Below are 19,073 nucleotides of genomic sequence, written 5' to 3' on the forward strand. Positions count from 1 at the left end.
GGGCGCAGCTGATCGATCATCCGCCGCTCCAGGGGACACGCCGTGAATCTCGAACTCTATACCGACCGCGCCAAACAGGCGATCCAGTCCGCCCAGTCGCTGGCCCTGGCCCGCCGCCACCAGCAGTTCGCGCCCGAGCATCTGCTCAAGGTGCTGCTGGAGGAGCGCGACGGCCTGGCCCGCAATCTGATCACCGCCGCCGGCGGCGACCCCGCCATGGCCGAGACCGCGACCGAGACCGCCCTGAAGAAGCGCGCCCAGGTCACCGGCGGCTCGGGCCAGGTCTATCTGGACGGCGATACCGCCCGCGTCTTCGCCGCCGCCGAGGCCGCCTCAAAGGCCGCCGGTGACGCCTTCGTCACCACCGAACGCCTGCTGGCCGCCATCGCCCGCGAGGGCGGGGTTGCCGCCGAGGTGCTGAAAGCCTCCGGCGTCACCGCCCAGGCCCTGGACGCGGCCGTCGTCGAGCTGCGCAAGGGCAAGACCGCCGACTCCGCCGGGGCCGAGGACGCCTATGACGCCCTGAAACGCTATGCCCGCGACCTGACCCTGGCCGCCCGCGACGGCAAGATCGACCCGGTCATCGGCCGCGACGAGGAGATCCGCCGCACCATCCAGGTCCTGGCCCGGCGCACCAAGAACAACCCCGTCCTGATCGGCGAACCCGGCGTCGGCAAGACCGCCATCGTCGAGGGCCTGGCCGTGCGCATCGTCAACGGCGACGTGCCCGAGAGCCTGAAGGACAAGACGGTGATGGCGCTCGACATGGGCTCCCTGATCGCCGGGGCCAAATACCGTGGCGAGTTCGAGGAACGGCTCAAGGCCGTGCTGGGCGAGGTCACCGCCGCCGAGGGCCAGATCATCCTGTTCATCGACGAGATGCACACCCTGGTCGGGGCCGGCAAGGGCGACGGGGCCATGGACGCCTCCAACCTGCTCAAGCCCGCCCTGGCGCGCGGCGAGCTGCACTGCGTCGGGGCCACCACCCTCGATGAATACCGCAAGCATGTGGAGAAGGACGCCGCCCTGGCGCGTCGCTTCCAGCCGGTCTTCATCGAGGAGCCCAGTGTCGAGGACACCATCTCCATCCTGCGCGGCATCAAGGAGAAATATGAGGTCCACCACGGGGTGCGGATCTCCGACTCCGCCATCGTCGCCGCCGCCACCCTGTCGCACCGCTACATCACCGACCGCTTCCTGCCGGACAAGGCCATCGACCTGATCGACGAGGCCGGCAGCCGCGTGCGCATGGCCGTCGATTCCAAGCCGGAATCCCTCGACGAGATCGACCGCCGTCTGGTCCAGCTCAAGATCGAGCGCGAGGCCCTGAAGAAGGAGTCCGACAAGGCCTCGGTCGCCCGGCTCGAGAAACTGGAGGACGAAATCGCCGACCTCGAGGGCCAGTCCGACGACCTGACCGGGCGCTGGAAGGCCGAGAAGGAAAAGGTCGGGGCCGGGGCCCAGCTGCGCGAGACCCTCGACCGGCTGCGCGCCGAACTGGCCGCCGCCCAGCGCGCCGGCGACCTCGGTCGCGCGTCCGAGATCGCCTATGGCCAGATCCCCGGCATCGAGAAACAGCTGGAACAGGCCGAGGCCAATGAGGCCGACAAACAGGGCCCCCTGACGCCCGAGGTCGTCGACGCCGAACAGATCGCCCAGGTCGTGTCGCGCTGGACCGGAGTTCCGGTCGACAAGATGCTGGAGGGCGAGCGCGAGAAACTGCTGGCCATGGAAGAGGCTCTGGGCAACCGCGTGGTCGGCCAGGACGAGGCCCTGACCGCCGTGTCCGATGCGGTGCGCCGCGCCCGCGCCGGTCTGAACGACCCCAACCGCCCGCTCGGCTCCTTCCTGTTCCTCGGCCCGACCGGCGTCGGCAAGACCGAACTGACCAAGGCGCTCGCCGAATTCCTGTTCGACGACGAGGCCGCCATCACCCGGATGGACATGTCGGAATATATGGAAAAACACAGCGTCAGCCGCCTGATCGGCGCCCCTCCCGGCTATGTCGGCTATGACGAGGGCGGGGCCCTGACCGAGGCGGTGCGGCGTCGCCCCTATCAGGTCGTGCTGTTCGACGAGGTCGAAAAGGCCCACCCCGATGTGTTCAACGTCCTGCTCCAGGTGCTCGACGACGGCCGCCTGACCGACGGTCAGGGCCGCGTCATCGACTTCAAGAACACCCTGATCATCATGACCAGTAACCTCGGCTCCGAATACCTGTCACAACAGGCCGAGGGTGAGGACGTCGCGGCCGTGCGCCCCATGGTCATGGAGTCGGTGCGCGCCCATTTCCGCCCCGAATTCCTCAACCGGATCGACGAGATCATCCTGTTCAGCCGCCTCGGCCGCGACCAGATGGCCGGCATCGTCCGCATCCAGCTGTCGCGGTTCGAAAAGCTTCTCGCCGACCGCCGCCTGACCCTGTCCATCGACGACGCCGCCCTCGCCTGGATCGCCGACCGCGGCTACGACCCGGTCTATGGCGCGCGCCCGCTGAAACGCGTGATCCAGAAGGACCTGGTCGACCCGATCGCGAAGAAACTGCTGGCCGGGGATATCGAGGACGGCTCGGTCATCGGGGTGACAGCCGGGGCGGATGGCTTGGAGATCGGCAAGGTGCGGGTGCACTAGCCACCACCGCTCTCCCCTCCGCTATCGTCATCCCGGGGCAAGCGGCGCAGCCGCGCTGACCCCGGGACCCAGCGGCGCGGTCGCGCGAGCGATCGCGAAATCTGTCCGCCGCACCCTGCCAGACCGTTTCGCACCGCCCCCCCTGCTGTCGTCATCCTTCGGCGAGCGCCCGCGCTTGCGGGCGGGAGACCGGAGGACCCAGCGGCGCGCGAGCGTAGCGAGGGCGAGGGGCCGCACCGACCGTGCCAGACCGTTTCGCGCGCCGCGCGCCGCGGGGTCCTCCGGTCGCGGCTGCGCCGCGCCGAAGGATGACGACAGCGGAAACCGGCGAGGTCTTTTGCCAAAACCCGCGCATCGGTGACAGTCGAACCCCCGCCGATTCAACCCCCTGACCGTTTCCCCACCCAAACTTCCCGCCCCACCTCCAACCGCGCCGATAATACCCCCGTCCCGTCGCCCGGGGGCTCGCTCGGCCGGCGATCCGCAGCGGCGGCGGGAGCGGATGGAGCGGGCGCAACCCGGAGCCGGACCCTGCGGGGTCGCTGGCCGAGGGGATGCGAGGTCGAGCCGGGTGGAAGGCCGGACGGCCGAGGGGGCGGGGTGGATACCCGCACCGGTCCAGGAGATGGTCGCTGCCATCCCTGCCCGCCGCGTGCAGAAGGATCCCTCGTCAACAGCGAGGCCCACGGTCCGCGCATGTGGAAGCCCGTCCGCGCGGAGCGTCTGACGTTCGCCGAAACACACAGTCATACGGTCTCCGGGCGGACGCCCGGCGCTCCGCCCATGCCCCCATCACCGCAGCGTTCCGCGTGCGGCGCCTTGTCATGGGTGACGGGCGGCCCGCCCTGCCGGGGGACGTCCCGGTCAGGGACGACTCCGCCTCAGGCGGCGGCGGTGGCGTCCGGGGACGAGGCGGTCAGCAGCCGGTCCATGGCCGCATACAGGGCCTGGTGGCTGATCGGCTTGGCCAGGTGGGCGTTCATCCCGGCGGCCAGGCAGCGGGCGGCGTCGGCGGGCATGGCGTCGGCGGTGACGGCCAGGATCGGGGTATGGGCGACGGCACCGGGCAGGTTGCGGATCATCCGGGTCGCGGCCAGGCCGTCGACGCGCGGCATCCGCACATCCATCAGGATCAGGTCGAACAGGCCGGCCCGGGCCATGTCGACGGCCTCGTCGCCGTCGGCGGCCTCGACCACCTCGCAGCCGGCCGCCGTCAGCATCAGCCGGGCGACCTCGCGGTTGGACGGGTGATCATCGACGACCAGGACCCGGGGCGCACGGGCCTCGGTCTCGCCGGTCGCGGCGGGACCTTCGCACGGGTCGATGGCCTCGCCCGCCTCTGTGTCAGCGGCGGGCAGGGGCAGACGCAGGGTGAAGATCGCCCCCTCGCCGGGACGGCTGGCGACGCTGATGGCCCCGCCCATGATGGTCGCGTGACGTTTGACCAGAGCCAGGCCGATCCCGGCCCCGCCATGGCAGCGGCTGATGGAGTCGTCGCCCTGGACGAAGACCTCGAACAGGGCGTCGGCCCGGGCCGTATCCAGGCCGCAGCCGGTGTCGGCGACGGTGATGACGACGTCGCCGTCGATCCGGTCGGCGACGACGCGGACCGTGCCGCGGTCGGTGAATTTCACCGCATTGCCGATCAGGTGATTCAGGGTCTGGCGCAGGCGGCGGCGATCGCCGGTGACCGATCCGCTCGCGGTCGGGCGGATTTCCAGCGTCAGCTCGACCCCCTTGTCGGCCGCGGCCGGTCGGCCGGTCTCGACGGCCGCCGTCAGCAGGGTCGACAGCACCAGGGGCTGCAGGTCCAGGGATTCGTCGCCGCGCGACACCTCCAGCACATCCTCGACCAGCATCAGCAGACACTCCCCCGACCGCTGGATCTGGTCCAGCTGGACGCGGGCCTCGGCCTCCATCGCGGGCCGGCGCGCCAGCACCTCGGCATAGCCGGTGACGCTGTTCAGCGGGGTGCGCATCTCGTGGCTCATCAGGGCCAGGAAACGGGTCTTGACGGCATCGGCCTCCTCGGCGCGACGACGCGCGACCTGGGCGGCGGTGGTCCGCGCCTGCAGCCGGGCCACCAGCCGCCGGCGGGCCGACATCACCGTGCTCACCGGCAGGGCGGTGACGACCACGGCCAGCAGGAACAGGTAGAAGATGTTGAGCCGGTGGATGACGAGCGGCACCGCCTCCAGTCCGGGGATGTCGACCATCCGGGTCAGGGCGATCGGCCCCTGTCCGGTCGCCGTGCTGAACCCGCCGACCACCGCGACCAGGATCACGGCGCGGGCCACCCAGACCGGCGAGGTGCGGAAGGCGATCAGCAGCAGGGGCGGAAAGACCAGGAAGAGGATCCCGGCCAGGGGCTGGAAGAAGACCCCGGCGGTCACGCCCATCAGCAGGACCATCAGGCCCAGGGTCTCGGCCGGGCTAGCCGGGGCCGAGTCGCGGAACCGATGCGATTTGGCGATCAGCAGCAGGACCGGGGTGACCATCAGCATGCCGAGGATCTCCATGGCGGAGTAGCGCGCCACGGTGAACAGATACAGGGTCAGGCTATAGGGCCGCAGCGAGGCGGCGACCGTGACGATCAGCAGGGCCGACAGCAGGACGGCCGGCGTCACGGCCAGAAGGGCGAAATTGGCCAGACGGCGCGGCTGGCGCAGGTCCAGCGCCGCCCCGCCGACGCGACGGGCGATCAGGCCGGCCAGGCAGACCTGGCCCAGGTTGAGCACGGCGTTGAGCCACAGGAAGGGCATCGGATCGCCGCGCACGATATTGGCGAGCAGATTGATGGTCAGGCAGGCGGCCAGAACCGAGACGGCCTTGCGACGGTGCAGCTGGAGCAGGGCGGCGAGCATCACGCCATTGGCCGGCCAGATGACCACGGCCCCGAAGGTCCGGGCGCTCCAGATGCCCAGCAGCAGACAGGCCGAGAACAGGACCACATAGGCCCAGGCCGGTGGCCCGGAGGCCAGGCCTCCTTCGTGTCGGAACAGTCGCCAGCGACCGTGCATTCGGCCCCTCCTGACCAACGGATTCCCTTGATCCCACAGAGAGGTTAAATTTGAGATGCCACGGGTCGCGGGGGATTCAGACGGGGTCGGCGATCTCCGCCGTCGGAGCGGGGGCGTCCTGCAGGGCCGCATGGCGCGACCGCTGCCGGCGTTCGATCATATGGGCGACCAGCCACAGGCTCATGGCCCAGGCGGCCCCGACGCTCCATCCAGCCAGGACGTCAGTGGCCCAGTGGGCGGCCAGATAGACCCGGGTCGCGCCGATCAGCAGGGCGATCAGAATGGCCGCCCCCAGGACAAAGACCTTCAGGCGTCGCCGCGGCAGGGTCCGGGCCAGCAGCACCCCGACCGTCAGATAGAAGACCGTCGACAGCAGGGCGTGACCCGAGGGGAAGCTGGCGTTGACGGTCTCGACCGCCTGGAAGATCGCCGGAGGCCGGGCCCGTTCAAACACCCCCTTCAGCCCCTCACTGAGCGCCACCCCGCCGCCGAGGCCCATCAGCAGCAGTACGGCCGACAGCCGCTTGCCCTGGATCAGCAGGAAGGCGACGACGATGGTGGCGAACAGACCCAGCACGGCGATACCGCCCAGGGAGGTGATGTCACCGGCCGCGACCTGCAGCCACCAGGGGCCCCAGGCGTCGGACGGATCGATATTCGGCCGCACCGCCGCCAGCACGGCCTGGTCGAAGACCTGGCCGCCGGCCTCGCCGGTCTCGTCGGCCAGGCCGGCAAAGGCCAGGACACCGAGGGTGACGATGAGGAGGCCGCTCAGAACGGCCATCTCGGTTCGCGCCAGATGCAGGAGGTGGGACAGGGTTCCGGTCGCGGACTTCAGGGCCATCGGCTGCTAACGGCCAAGCTGGCCGCCCGTTCCACCCCGACCGGGTTCACGGCTTCGTGATCCGGGGCCGACATCGCCTGTCATGCCCCCGTCATCCGGTTTCCCACAGGCTCATCCCGCCTTCCGTAGCGATTCGGGCAGAAAGTGATCGTCAAGCCCGTTGACGGGTCGTTAGCCATCTGCGCCCCATATGTGGGCTTGGGGAGCGCTTCGGCCACTAGATGATGTGGTTGGGGCGCGACAGCAACGATCAACGATTTTAGTTCAGGGCGATAAAGCAATGGCTGGCGGCGAAGCTTTGAAGACGGTTGAATTCCAGTCGGTTGCGGCTGCGGACACGGCTGATCGCCCGCTGCTGTCGGTGGTTCCGTCGCTGCAACTGGACCGGTCGCGCGACGACCTGCTGACCGCCTTCGGCAAGAAAACCCTCGAGGACCGCTATCTGCTGCCCGGCGAGAGCTACCAGGACATGTTCGCCCGCGTCGCCACCGCCTATGCCGACGACGCCGACCACGCCCAGCGCGTCTATGACTATATGTCCAAGCTGTGGTTCATGCCCTCGACCCCGGTGCTGTCGAACGGCGGGGCCGATCGCGGCCTGCCGATCTCCTGCTTCCTCAACGCCGTGGCTGACAGTCTCGACGGCATCCAGTCGGTCTGGAACGAAAATGTCGCCCTGGCCTCGAACGGCGGCGGCATCGGCACCTACTGGGGCGGCGTCCGCTCCATCGGCGAGAAGGTCAAGGGCGCGGGCCAGACCAGCGGCATCATCCCCTTTATCCGCGTGATGGACTCCCTGACACTGGCCATTTCTCAGGGCTCGCTGCGTCGCGGCTCGGCCGCCGTCTATCTGGACGTCCACCACCCCGAGATCGAGGAGTTCCTCGAGATCCGCAAACCGTCGGGCGACTTCAACCGCAAATCCCTGAACCTGCACCACGGCATCAACATCACCGACGCCTTCATGGAGGCGGTGCGCGACGGGCGCACCTTCGACCTGCTGTCGCCGAAGGACCAGGAGGTCATCCGCACGGTTGACGCCCGAAGCCTGTGGCAGAAGATCCTCGAGATCCGCCTGCAGACCGGCGAGCCCTATCTGATCTTTTCGGACACGGTGAACCGCCAGATGCCGCAGCATCAGCGCGATCTGGGCCTGAAGGTCAAACAGTCCAACCTGTGTTCGGAGATCATGCTCCACACCGGCCGCGACCATCTGGGCGTCGACCGGACCGCCGTCTGCTGCCTGTCCTCGGTCAATGCCGAGACCTTCCTCGAATGGCGCGAGGAGCCGAAATTCATCGAGGACGTGATGCGTTTCCTCGACAATGTGCTGGAAGACTTCATCCGTCGCGCCCCGCCGGAGATGGCCGCGGCCGTCTATTCGGCCAAGCGCGAGCGCTCGGTGGGTCTGGGCCTGATGGGCTTCCACTCCTTCCTGCAGGCCCAGGGAGTCGCTTTCGAAAGCGCCATGGCCAAGTCGTGGAACATGCGGCTGTTCAAGCATCTGCGCCGCGAGGCCGACAAGGCCAGCCGCCTGCTGGCCGAGGAAAAGGGGGCCTGTGAGGACGCCGCCGAGCGCGGCGTGATGGAGCGGTTCAGCCACAAGCTGGCCATCGCCCCGACCGCCTCGATCTCGATCATCTGCGGCGGCACCAGCGCCGGCATCGAACCGATCCCGGCCAATATCTATACCCACAAGACCCTGTCGGGCTCCTTCGCCGTCAAGAACCCCTATCTGGAGAAGATCCTCGGCGAAAAGGGTCTGGATACCGATGCCATCTGGTCGTCGATCCTCGAGCATGAGGGCTCGGTCCAGCATCTCGATGGGCTGAACGACGACGAAAAGTCGATCTTCAAGACCGCCTTCGAACTGGACCAGCGCTGGATCGTCGAACTGTCCGCCGATCGCACCCCCGAAATCTGCCAGGCCCAGTCGATCAACCTGTTCATCCCGGGTGACGTCAACAAATGGGACCTGCACATGCTGCACTGGTCGGCATGGGAGCGGGGGCTGAAATCCCTTTACTATCTGCGGTCCAAATCGGTGCAGCGGGCCGCCTTCGCCGGTTCGGAAGACAAGGTCGAGGCCGAAATCGACCCGAACCAGCCGGATCTCTTCAGCGCCGCGCCCACCGACTATGACGAGTGCCTCGCCTGCCAGTAGGGCGAGGCCGTCGCCCTGACGGCACGCGACCGGTCAGGACAGATGCCTGCCCTGGAACCCGTGTGTGACCCCGACGTTTGCGTCCTGGTCGCACATTGCGAAAATGTGTGTTGGCGAACAGGGGCATCTGATACAGGATTTCCTATCGCTAACGGACTGAGGGGCCCGTTGATGCGTCTGGCGACGATCATGTCTGGAGTGGGGATGGCGCTGATCTGCGCCAGCGCCAATTCGGCCATTGCCCAGGCCGCGCCGACCTCCTGGATCGTCGACACCGCCGTTGCGCTGGACGAACCTGCGCCGGCCACAGTCGCCGAGCTGCTGATCCAGCTCGATCATCACGCATCCCTGAACGACACCGACGCGGGCGGTTTTGCGCCGCCGCTAGAGGCGTCAGACCGGTTTGTGGATTCCGGTGCCGCCCCGCGCGCCACGGACCACCGTGATATCTGGTTCGAGACTCCTGAATTTACGGATCGCCTGCGCCTGCGCACCGAGGGAATCCTGCGCCGCGCCGACGGGGCCCCGGTGCCCGTCAGCCCGCTGGACGCGGCGGCGCTCGAATCCGAACACTATGACCTCAGCTATATCCGGGGCTGGCCGGCCACCCTGGGCTATACGGCCTCGGGCCTGGAAGTGACCCTGACCCCGCACGCCGGGCTCGGGATCGGCACCCGCGGCGGCACGGCCGAAGCCGGGGCGATCCTGAAGATCGGCACGGATATGGAGCATCTGGTTCCCGCCGGCAGCACGACCTTCGGTGAGCGGGCCCGCTGGTACATCTATGCCGCCGGATCGGGACGGGCAGTCGGCTATAATTTCGCCCGTACCCGTGACGGGGAGTTTGCCCGCTCCGGTGTCAGCCATGATTCCAGCAATTTCGCCGGTGACGCCTCACTGGGCGTCGCCTTCCGCAAGGGCGACCTTCAGAGCTCGATCGGCGTGATCTATCGCGAGTTGGGCCCGTCTGACCTGCGCACCGGCTATGGTGTCGATACCGATATATCCGAGGGCGTGTTCGCCTTTCAGCTGTCGATCAAACCCGGCTGGTGATCACCGCCCGGACGCCGGGTCGGCCGTCGCCACCACGCCCTCGCGCCGGTCATCGGCTCCCCCGTCCCAGTGGCCGTCGCGCCAGAGGCCACCATGCAGGCCGGAGTTCTCGCTCGCATTGGGGCGTAGCTCGATGCCGCGCGCCGCCAGATCCGCTGCCAGGGCGGCGGCGAAACGGTCGGTATCGGCCCCGAAGCCGTCACCCTTGGCTACCAGGTTGGGCAGGTCGAAGGCGGTCTGGACCGGGAGGTTCCAGTCCAGGGTCGCGATCAGGGCCTTGGCGTTATAGGCGAGGATCGATGAGCCCCCCGGTGACCCCAGGGCCCCGACCAGCCGCCCCTGACGGTCGAGGATGATCACCGGTGACATCGACGAGCGCGGCCGCTTGCCCGCCGCCACCGCATTGGCGGCCGGACCGCCGTCGGGCCGGGTGGGTTCGAACGAGAAGTCGGTCAGCTGGTTGTTGAGGAAGAAGCCGCCGGTCATACGGCCCGAGCCGAACACGCTCTCGACCGTTGTGGTCATGCTGACGGCATTGCCGGCGGCGTCGACGATGACGACATGCGAAGTTCCGGCGGGTTCGGCGGTTGCGTCCGCGCCCCGAAAGATGCCCCCCGGCGGTGTTCCGGCCGCAGCGGCCCCGTTCAGGCCCGGTGCCAGGGCCGCCCGACCGGCGACATAGGCCGGGTCCAGAAGTCCGGCGACCGGCACCCCGACAAAGGCCGGGTCACCGACATAGCGGTTGCGGTCGGCGTACATTAGCCGTTGCAGCTGGGCGAAGGCCGTCCAGGCCGCGGCACTGTCAGGCCCCTGATCGATGTCCGGAGTCTGTTCCGCCATGGCCAGAAGCTGCAGCAGGGCCACGCCGCTGGACGGGGGGGGCGGGACGCAGATCACATAGATCCGGTAGGGGCGGCACAGGGCCCCGCGCTCGATCGGGCTGTAGGCGGCGATGTCGGCCGTGGTCAGGTCACCGGGCCGGGGCGCTTCGGCCACGGTGGCGGCGATGCCCTCGGCAATCGGGCCGCGATAGAAGGCCTGCGGCCCGCCCGCGGCGATCCGCGCGAGGGTCTCGGCATAGGCCGGATTTCGCAGCCGGTCCCCGGCACCATAGCGGCCGCCGTCGGGCCGGGTGAAATAGGCGTCGGCCCACCCGGTACGGGCCTGTCCGGCGGGGGCGGCGATGAAGCCGGCCAGGCGCGGGCTGACAATGAACCCGTCAAGGGCCAGGGCTGCGGCGTCGCCGAACAGCCCGGCCCACGCCAGGGAGCCGTGATCGTGCTGGGCCAGGCCCAGCATGGCCACGACGCCCGGCGTGCCGGTCGAGCGCCCGCTCAGCACCGCATCACCGAACCCCAGCGGCTTGCCGTCCTCATAGAAGAGCCGGGCCGTGGCCGAGGCCGGGGCCGTTTCACGCCCGTCATAGGCGGTGACCTCGCCGGTGGCGGCGTCGAAATGCATCAGGAAGGCCCCGCCGCCGAGACCGGACGACTGGGGTTCGACCAGGCCCAGCACAGCCTGAACCGCCACCGCCGCATCAACCGCCGACCCGCCGCGTTGCAGCACCGCCATCCCGGCCGCGACCGCCAGCGGATTGGCGGCGGCGACGAACGGTCCGCGGGCGGGGAGCGGGGCCGCTTCCGCGGCGGTGACCGCTCCCGGCACCGTTGGCCAGCGCGGCAGGGTCCCGCAGGCCGTCGTCACGGTCAGAACGACCGACAGGGACAGGACGGCGAGCGACGAACGGACAGGGCGCATGGGCGGTCTCGGCAAGGGCGACGGACAGACCCCAGACCTAGGCTGCGCTCCCCGCTTCGCCAAGCCCGCAAAAACTCTCCGAACCGGCTTGCGCCCCGCCGGCCGAGCGGCTAGATACCCGCCCTCGCCGTAAAGGCCTGTGCGCGCCCGTAGCTCAGCTGGATAGAGCATCAGACTACGAATCTGAGGGTCGGACGTTCGAATCGTTCCGGGCGCGCCATTTTCCTTTAAGTGTTGTTTTAACTCATCTTTCCGGTTTCCCGGCGATGGGTTTATCAACCGGATTTACAACTATTTGGACACCGCCCGGCACCGGCCTCGATCCGGTGCTCGCGCTTGGTTTATCGTCGCATTTTGATGCCAAAGGGTCCGGCGGCCCGACGCACCCACTCACGGATCTGCTATGGCAGCGCCGCTCTGGCGATTGCCCCGAGAGCTGACGTCGAGAACGCCGGATCAGAGTTGCGTGTCGCATGGCGAAGGGTCTTGATCACCTCCGCCTCGTTGGCGCTCATAAGTCGCCTCTCCAGGACCTCGATGAGTATGGACGGGGCGGTGTCGTTCCTCGCCTTGTATTGACGAAGCCAAAGGACGAACAGGGACACCATGTCGACCCTGAGCAGTTCGGCGATCTTGGGAAGGCGTGACAGTGGGACAGCTGTCCGTCCTGTTCGCCACATCGAGATGTTGTTCGCAGCCATGAAGCCGAACTTGCTTGCGGCTTCGTCATTGGTGAGGCCAGTAGATCCCCATTTGGCATCTATGAACTCAGACAGCGGGGATGTTTTTGCGGACTTTGATGCCACGCGAGGACGACCAGCTTTAGACATTATACTTCTTTCTGTTGAACAATATCGTTCAAGCAGGATCAATACACTGACTACTTATTCCCTCTGTCGGCGATGTTGATCACATATCCACTTGCCGGACCATCCTCTAAACATCGTCGAGCACCAACGCGCTCAGCATGTCTTCTACAATCGCTCTGAACCGGTGCTGGACGCGCAACTCTGGTGCTCCGGTCCGGTAGCGAACGAACCGCGCGAAATCGCTCCAGCGGACTCGCTGTAGAGTCGCCCGCACGCTACGTGCAGGTCGATGATATTGCCCTAACCGTGTCCCGCTTCGCCGAGCAATTCCTCGGATCGTGTTCCACAGAACCCCGGGACCGATGACAACCCGCTCAGCGCCAGAAGAAACATAGGCGCGGCCCCACAAATACGACGCTGAACGACTGCCTTGTCCGTCGAAGGTGGAGCTTTCGATTACGAGTATCGACTTCAACCTCTAGTGTGGGGTTTGACCCGTCCAAGACTCCGGGTAGTTCTTGAAAGTCGACGGCAGATCGACAAGCGCGGGGACGTCGATGATTTTCAAACCGAACTGGCTCATTCGGTCGGAGGGTTCTCTCGCCTATCGCCGAGCCGCCCGATGAAGGTTTCGATCCACGACCACTGCTGCGGTGGGGAACGAGTGCCACCCGAACTCCTGGCGGAAATCATCAAGGCGGCCGAAGTCATTGATGTGCGCGCTGAGCGGGGTGCCGCCCCCCAGATTCGCCGTCAGTTCATGGCCAGCCTGAGGGAGGATGGCTGGTCTGGAGAGATCACCGTCTCACGGGACTCCGACGTCACCATCACCTCCATGCGCAAAAAGGTCGGCCTCTGCCTTCAGACCGGCAACATGGCGAGGATGTATGCTGACCTGATCAAGCTGCAGACCCTCTATCTGGACAATGCTATCGAAGCGGCAGTCATCGTCCTGCCGTCGCAGCCCCTAGCGCTCGCTATCGGCAGCAACATTGCCCAATCTGCTCGACTCGAGCGGGAGCTCGAAATCTACCGCAAGGCCTATAATGTGCCGACGCTCTTGCTCGGCTTGGAGTGAGCATGACCAACATCGCCATGCCTGACACCCCGAATGGCTCACGCTTTGGCTGGACAAAACCCGCACGCCGGGAAGAGTTCGAAACCCGCGGAAAGGCCGAGGGACTTCCGACCTACCGGGTGGTCTTCCAGGGGCAAACCAAGGACTTTCCCATCATTAGGGTGCCGATCGACCTGCCGAAATACCGGATGGTCAATGGCCGGACGGCGTCCCTGCAGGTGGAACACCTCGCGCTCAATCCTGACGACCGGCGCGACCTGTTCATCGGCGACCCCGAGATGTGGGACGCGCAAGAAGCCCAGCACGCCTTGTTGATCCAGCTCGGCCGCCAGTCGGAGCTCGATAAATATTTCGCTGACCCGGCGCACAAGCAAGTCGACCCGCTCCTGCTCGATCAGGACGGGTTCGCAGTGAACGGCAATCGGCGCCTCTCCGCCTGGCGCGATCTGATCCACAGCGATCCGGCCAAATACGGTCATTTCGAGCATATCGATGTCGTCGTCCTCCCTCACGCCACGGAGAAGGAGATCAACCAGCTGGAGGCGCGCCTTCAGATCGAGAAGGACATCCGCGCCGAATACGACTGGGACGCCGAAGCCAATATGATGCTGGTGAAAATGGAGCGGTTCGGCTTCACGCCGGCCGACCTCTGCCATCTTTACAAGATGAAGGAGGGCGATCTCCAGCAGCTGCTCGATATGCGCGAATACGCAGACGAATACCTCAGATCGCGCGGAAAGACCGACATGTGGTCCGAGGTTTCATCCCAGGAACACACGTTCCAGAGGCTGGTGCAAAGCCGTGGCAAGCTGTCCGGGGGCGTCGGGCGCAAGGAACTGTTTAAGGAAGCCGCCTTCGCCCTTATCGACGATCCGAGTGCTGTCGGCCGCCTCTACACCGCCATCCCCGAGCTCGCCCTCAGCTTGGATAAGGTCACGGAGCGGCTGGCGGGTGAGTTCGATGTGGCGTCCGATGTGCATGATGACGAGCTCGACGCACTGTTCGGTGGCGGAGTCGCGGACAATGCCTCAGATCGGGAGGCGGCCTTGGCCGCAGTTCTGCGCGACGAACAGAGCCTGCCCCGAGCCCGGGAAATCATCGCGGACGTCTTGGAATCCGAACGACAGCTCAAGAAGGACAACAAGAAAACCGGCTATCTGCTCGACATGTGCGCCAAAGCGAACAGCGCCCTGACTGTCGCGGCCAAGGACGGTCTGCGGCCGGAATCGAAGCTCGGCGGCGTGGAAAAACAGCTGAACGAGATCGACGCGAGGGTTGCTGTGATCCGGGCGTTCCTGGCCCAGCATGCTAAGGCTTGATTACACCCCACGGGACGGTCGGGCCCGGTTCTCCTGGAATGCGGCCGACGCAGGCTCGCCGTGGCTGGCGATGCTCAAGCGTGTCGCCTACGACACCAGTCGAGACACCTCGCTGGATGGCGTCGCTGCATTCACCCTGCCGTGGTGGGCCTTTGCCGGCGCGCGCGACGAATTCCTTCAGGTGTTCCGCGCGCATGGCTTGCGGCCGGGCGCGGGTCTCGAAATTACTCCGGAGGCCACGCGACTGCTCCAGCAGTCCAGGCGTGTGGCCGAGACCTATTACGCCGCTGCTGAAGCCGCCCCCCTTCCGATTGATGAGCTGACAGCGGGCCTCGCCTCTGCGGGATTCGCTCGGACCCTCTCGGATCGACAGAGTGAGAACGTTGGCCGGATGGCCGCTCTACCGGCTGCCGCGACCTTCTCGGTCCCTGGCGCGGGCAAGACCACGGAGGCGCTGGCCTTTTTCACCCATCGAGCCGAGGCGGGCGATCGTCTCTTGGTGATCGCGCCAAAGAACGCCTTCGCGGCTTGGGATGAACAGATCACGGAATGCCTCCCGAGCCTCGGCGCGGAGTTCGTCAGACTCCGCGGTGGTCGGGAACGAATCCGGAGCGCCCTCCTGGCGGACCCGCGGTTCATGCTGATCGGCTACCAGCAATTGACCAAGGTCCAGGACTTGGTCGCCCAGCACCTTGCCCAGCATCGGACCTTTGTCTTCCTCGACGAAAGCCACCGCATCAAATCCGGCGTAGGCGCGGCAAGCGCCCGGTCGGTCATGAACCTGTCCCATCTCCCGGTCGGCAAACTGATCATGAGCGGCACGCCCATGCCCCAGTCAGTCGCCGACCTGCTGCCCCAATTCCGCTTCCTCTACCCGGAGATTCCTGCGGTCGAGGAAACGGTCATCGACCTGATGAAGCCGATCTACGTCCGGACCAACAAGGCACAACTGGGCCTCCCAGAGGTCACTCGGACCCTCGTCAGCCTCACGATGGCGCCGGTTCAGCAGGAACTCTACCAGTTGATGCGGCTGGAGGTGGCGCGGGAAGCGTCTGCCCTGCTGGACGCCCAAGGACGTCAGGCCTTTCGATCCTTGGGCAGGTCCGTCGCTCGGCTCCTGCAATTCGTGTCCAACCCCTCGCTCTTGTCGAGCCAGATCGGTTTCGCGCACCAAGACTTGCTGTCGGCAGTCCTTGCGGAAGGAGAGGGTCCCAAGCTCGACTACGTCCTGAGGCGCGCGCGACGACTGTCCCGTGAGGGACACAAGGTTCTCATCTGGTCCTCCTTCGTTCGCAACGTCGAATATATGGCGTCACGGCTCTCCGACCTTGGTGCAGTTTACATCCACGGTGGGGTGGACGCGGGCAGCGAAGACGACAGCGACACCCGCGAAGGCAAGATCAAGGCCTTCCACGATGACGAGACCGTCCGGGTGATGGTCGCGAACCCGGCTGCGGCGAGCGAAGGCGTGAGCCTGCACCGCATCTGTCATCATGCCATCTATCTGGACCGGACGTTCAACGCCGCCCACTACCTCCAGTCCGAAGACCGCATCCACCGCTTCGGCCTTCCGGCAGACCAGCAGACCCTTATCGAGATCGTGGAATGCGCGGGCAGTGTCGACGAGACCGTTCGAACCCGTCTCGGGTTTAAGATCGGTGAAATGGCGCGAGCGCTTGAGGACTCGTCCCTCGCCCCCGACCCGATCCCGATTGATCCGACCGACGCCGAGGCCGAGGATCCGGAAGAGTATGCAACGGGCCTCGCGCGCGACGACATTCGCGCGTTGGCGGATGATCTGGGCCGACCCGGGTGACGGTCCCCTTTTCGCCCGGGCTTGCCCAGTCGGGCCTCGCGCTGCTCGAGCTAATCAGCCGCATGCCTCTGAGCGCGCCGGATTTGCTATCAGGCCTTGCCAAGGTCGGCGGCATGCCATCGTCGGCCGCCCTGGAGTTATCTCAGTCACTGAACTGGCTGGTCGTTACCGACACCGGCCTGCTCAAGGCCAGTCCTGCGGGCCTGCGGGTCGCGGCCTGTGAGGGATATCAGGCGGCACTCCGCCGGATCATTATCGACCATGCCGAGGCTCTCTCGCCGGACTGGTTGCAGAACGCGCCATGGGGCCGATCCCGGGTCCTCTCGTTCTGCCCCGTCGGCGTGCACCAAGTCCTGGTCGAAGCCGGCGTCGCCTCTGGAACAGGCGACGCGGTCGTGGCCTTCTGGGACCACCTCGCCGCCTTGGCCCGCGGTCGGCGCGATGACCGGCTTCTCGAAATCGGCCGGCGCGGAGAGCGTCTATCAATCGCTTACGAACACGCCCGGACTGGGGTCGAGCCTCGCTGGATCGCAATAGACAGCAACCAGGATGGCTTCGACGTCCTGTCGATCAGGGCGAGCGATGACCGAACGCCCCTGTCCATCGAGGTGAAGACCACGACGAGCGTCGCCGGCGGACTTCACCTGACCCGCAATGAGTGGGATCAGGCTTTGGACAGTCTGGCTCACCTGTTTCACCTCTGGATCGTAGGGGGCTCAGGCTCGCCAAGACTGGCCGTCGTCACGGTCGAGACGATGGCGGATCATATCCCGAGCGACATCGGAGCCGGAGAATGGCGCGAAGTCCTGATCCCGATCCGCGAGTTCGAGGCGATCTTCGCAGAGCAGGCCGTCTGATCAGGCAGCCTCGGCCTTGACCTGCTCATGCCATGTCAGACTGTTGAACCAGGCACCGACCAACATTCCGCTGAAGATCGCCAAGGCGTTATGGGTCAGCTTGCGAGAGCCCGGAATGCTCTCGGTCACCTCGCCCTCCGCTGCCGCCTCCAGGACATATCCAATCGCCGCGTGCTGAATATCCGCAGAAGCGGCCTCCACGTGGACGAGCACAGCGGCCGCCAGGTCCCCAAGCAGGTCCGTCACCTCATACGGGCCCAAACCGCTGGCCCGGCGGGTCCAGACCTGCTGGAGGTTCGCCGGCGAACTGGTCCGCAGCCGCAGCTCGGCTTGGGCGAACTGCGCCCCGGTCGCCATCTGGACGCGCTGGACGAATGCCGAGTCCTGAAGCTGCTGGGTCAGCTCAGCGTCGAGTTCGATTTCCCGGATATCTATCGACGGGCCGAAGAAGAACCGGACGCGCCAGGCCCCCTCTCCGCCCCGGGCGTTGGCCAGCTCGAACCGCATTCCGCTCTTGAAGCGCAGGCCAGGCAGCGCCGCACGGAAGCTGCGCCCCGTCGGATAGGTTCGTCCTTCGGTATTCGGCGGCGTGACCCGTGACTTCGCCTTGGGAACGCGCAAACTCCGACCCGCGTCCAAAAAGGTCGGGAAGGCCTCAGCGGTCACGCCTCTGGCCGCTTGGGCGACGAGATATGTGAAGGTGGGGGGGATGGCATTACCCACCATCTTCGCCTTCTCCGCAAAGGAGCGAGCATAGAATTGATAGGTGACCGGGAAGCCCTGCAACGCGGCCCGTTCGCGGATGTTCAGACGGCGGAAACCCGCACCGTCCGCTATAACGATGCTCTCGCGTGACACCCGGGTGCAAGTGGCGGTCACCGTGCGCGCCGGGACGTCCATCGAGTCCGGAAATGCCATATTATTGTAGACCGGATGATAGGTCTTGGACTCCCGGTTCATGCGGAGCTCTTCCGCGTTCAATGCAGGCTCGATCTCCCGCTCCGTTACCGCAGAGGCCGGAAGCACGCATCCCCAGACGGGGTCGAGAACCTCGCTGGAGGCGATCGCCCCAACTACATTACCGAGCGTCCGGCGTGGCAGTTTGGGCCGATAGCTCTCGATCAGGTCGAACGGAATGCGTCCCGCGATACACCGCCGCCGGGACTGCGGTGTGCCGTAGTCGGAGAAGTCTATGATTACGATCTGCGGCTTCAGATGGCGGAAGCGATAAAGCGGGTGTTCGGGCTCACGCAGGCCATGCTCCAGAACGCCGGCGACCCGGGGGACGTTTTCCAAAGCCCAGTAAGTCGGCTTCAGATGCTCGACAATTTCGAGAAACTTGATGAGATCCTTGAGACCCTCTTCGAGGTTCCCGCCTCCACCCCTGTTGGAATAGGAGAACTCGGTGCATGGCGGACTACCGACCACCAGGTCAATGTCCTGGGGAAGGTCTTCCAGTCTTAGCTTCCGGATATCCGTCGGCTTTACATCGCCGCCGTGGTTCCCGTTGTGGGTATCTACGGCCGGCTGCCACCATTCGTAGGAAGCGACTACGTCCACGCCGGCTAGGCGCAGCCCGAGGCTCCACCCGCCGATACCGGCATAGAGGTCGATAGCGCGCACTGAATCCACTCCGGCGCGACTCGCGCCCACGATCATTGGTGAGCACGCAGTGTAGCGAACTCGTCGGCACCCGCAAGATCCAAACTGACCCTCGGCCGACT

12 protein-coding genes and 1 tRNA gene are annotated in these 19,073 nt (G+C 66.2%); 8 read left to right on the forward strand and 5 right to left on the reverse strand.

The window, feature by feature from the left end; all coding sequences use genetic code 11:
- Positions 1-42: 42 nt before the first annotated feature.
- The gene (clpB, locus tag PSV00_RS03930; protein WP_300445102.1) at positions 43-2,631 is read left to right on the forward strand and encodes an ATP-dependent chaperone ClpB; all 2,589 of its coding nucleotides are present in this window, start codon (positions 43-45) and stop codon (positions 2,629-2,631) included.
- Positions 2,632-3,512: 881 nt separating this feature from the next.
- Here clpB and PSV00_RS03935 read toward each other — a convergent pair.
- Positions 3,513-5,651: a response regulator gene (locus tag PSV00_RS03935; protein ID WP_300445103.1), complete on the reverse strand. Its 2,139-nt coding sequence runs from the start codon at positions 5,649-5,651 to the stop codon at positions 3,513-3,515.
- Between the two features lie 76 nt (positions 5,652-5,727).
- On the reverse strand, positions 5,728-6,495 hold the full coding sequence (locus PSV00_RS03940; RefSeq protein WP_300445105.1) for a phosphatase PAP2 family protein: 768 nt from the start codon (positions 6,493-6,495) through the stop codon (positions 5,728-5,730).
- A gap of 280 nt (positions 6,496-6,775) precedes the next feature.
- Between PSV00_RS03940 and PSV00_RS03945 the strand changes: the two genes are divergently transcribed.
- On the forward strand, positions 6,776-8,659 hold the full coding sequence (locus PSV00_RS03945) for a ribonucleoside-diphosphate reductase subunit alpha (RefSeq protein ID WP_300445107.1): 1,884 nt from the start codon (positions 6,776-6,778) through the stop codon (positions 8,657-8,659).
- A gap of 204 nt (positions 8,660-8,863) precedes the next feature.
- Positions 8,864-9,712, forward strand: a complete 849-nt coding sequence (locus PSV00_RS03950; protein ID WP_300445109.1) for a lipid A-modifier LpxR family protein — start codon at positions 8,864-8,866, stop codon at positions 9,710-9,712.
- On the opposite strand, the gene PSV00_RS03955 is transcribed toward PSV00_RS03950, so the two are convergent.
- Positions 9,713-11,470, reverse strand: coding sequence for a gamma-glutamyltransferase family protein (locus PSV00_RS03955; protein ID WP_300445111.1), 1,758 nt, complete (start codon positions 11,468-11,470; stop codon positions 9,713-9,715).
- Between the two features lie 143 nt (positions 11,471-11,613).
- Between PSV00_RS03955 and PSV00_RS03960 the strand changes: the two genes are divergently transcribed.
- Positions 11,614-11,690, forward strand: a tRNA-Arg gene (locus PSV00_RS03960).
- Positions 11,691-11,871: 181 nt separating this feature from the next.
- Here the strand turns inward: PSV00_RS03960 and PSV00_RS03965 are convergent.
- The gene (locus PSV00_RS03965) at positions 11,872-12,300 is read right to left on the reverse strand and encodes a hypothetical protein (RefSeq protein WP_300445113.1); all 429 of its coding nucleotides are present in this window, start codon (positions 12,298-12,300) and stop codon (positions 11,872-11,874) included.
- A 601-nt stretch (positions 12,301-12,901) separates the two neighbouring features.
- Between PSV00_RS03965 and PSV00_RS03970 the strand changes: the two genes are divergently transcribed.
- The 4 genes from PSV00_RS03970 (at position 12,902) to PSV00_RS03985 (ending at position 17,349) form a co-directional block, all read left to right on the forward strand.
- Positions 12,902-13,357: a BglII/BstYI family type II restriction endonuclease gene (locus tag PSV00_RS03970; RefSeq protein WP_300445115.1), complete on the forward strand. Its 456-nt coding sequence runs from the start codon at positions 12,902-12,904 to the stop codon at positions 13,355-13,357.
- Between the two features lie 2 nt (positions 13,358-13,359).
- Positions 13,360-14,676, forward strand: coding sequence for a hypothetical protein (locus tag PSV00_RS03975; RefSeq protein ID WP_300445117.1), 1,317 nt, complete (start codon positions 13,360-13,362; stop codon positions 14,674-14,676).
- 70 nt (positions 14,677-14,746) lie between these two features.
- Positions 14,747-16,492, forward strand: coding sequence for a DEAD/DEAH box helicase (locus PSV00_RS03980; protein ID WP_300445118.1), 1,746 nt, complete (start codon positions 14,747-14,749; stop codon positions 16,490-16,492).
- Positions 16,489-17,349, forward strand: a complete 861-nt coding sequence (locus PSV00_RS03985) for a DUF3883 domain-containing protein (protein ID WP_300445120.1) — start codon at positions 16,489-16,491, stop codon at positions 17,347-17,349. Before PSV00_RS03980 ends, PSV00_RS03985 begins: the two co-directional genes overlap by 4 nt.
- Here the strand turns inward: PSV00_RS03985 and dcm are convergent, their stop codons facing one another.
- Positions 17,350-18,972, reverse strand: a complete 1,623-nt coding sequence (dcm, locus tag PSV00_RS03990; RefSeq protein ID WP_300445122.1) for a DNA (cytosine-5-)-methyltransferase — start codon at positions 18,970-18,972, stop codon at positions 17,350-17,352. It abuts the gene before it with no gap.
- Positions 18,973-19,073 lie beyond the last annotated feature (101 nt).

Source organism: Brevundimonas sp. (assembly GCF_029945885.1).
Classification (GTDB): Bacteria; Pseudomonadota; Alphaproteobacteria; order Caulobacterales; family Caulobacteraceae; genus Brevundimonas.

Excerpts from the sequence above, each read along its gene's own strand:
- PSV00_RS03935 (WP_300445103.1), bottom strand. The coding sequence starts at position 5,651 with ATGCACGGTCGCTGGCGACTGTTCCGACACGAAGGAGGCCTGGCCTCC.
- PSV00_RS03940 (WP_300445105.1), bottom strand. The coding sequence starts at position 6,495 with ATGGCCCTGAAGTCCGCGACCGGAACCCTGTCCCACCTCCTGCATCTG.
- PSV00_RS03945 (WP_300445107.1), top strand. The coding sequence starts at position 6,776 with ATGGCTGGCGGCGAAGCTTTGAAGACGGTTGAATTCCAGTCGGTTGCG.
- PSV00_RS03950 (WP_300445109.1), top strand. The coding sequence starts at position 8,864 with ATGGCGCTGATCTGCGCCAGCGCCAATTCGGCCATTGCCCAGGCCGCG.
- PSV00_RS03955 (WP_300445111.1), bottom strand. The coding sequence starts at position 11,470 with ATGCGCCCTGTCCGTTCGTCGCTCGCCGTCCTGTCCCTGTCGGTCGTT.
- PSV00_RS03965 (WP_300445113.1), bottom strand. The coding sequence starts at position 12,300 with ATGTCTAAAGCTGGTCGTCCTCGCGTGGCATCAAAGTCCGCAAAAACA.
- PSV00_RS03970 (WP_300445115.1), top strand. The coding sequence starts at position 12,902 with ATGAAGGTTTCGATCCACGACCACTGCTGCGGTGGGGAACGAGTGCCA.
- PSV00_RS03975 (WP_300445117.1), top strand. The coding sequence starts at position 13,360 with ATGACCAACATCGCCATGCCTGACACCCCGAATGGCTCACGCTTTGGC.
- PSV00_RS03980 (WP_300445118.1), top strand. The coding sequence starts at position 14,747 with ATGCTCAAGCGTGTCGCCTACGACACCAGTCGAGACACCTCGCTGGAT.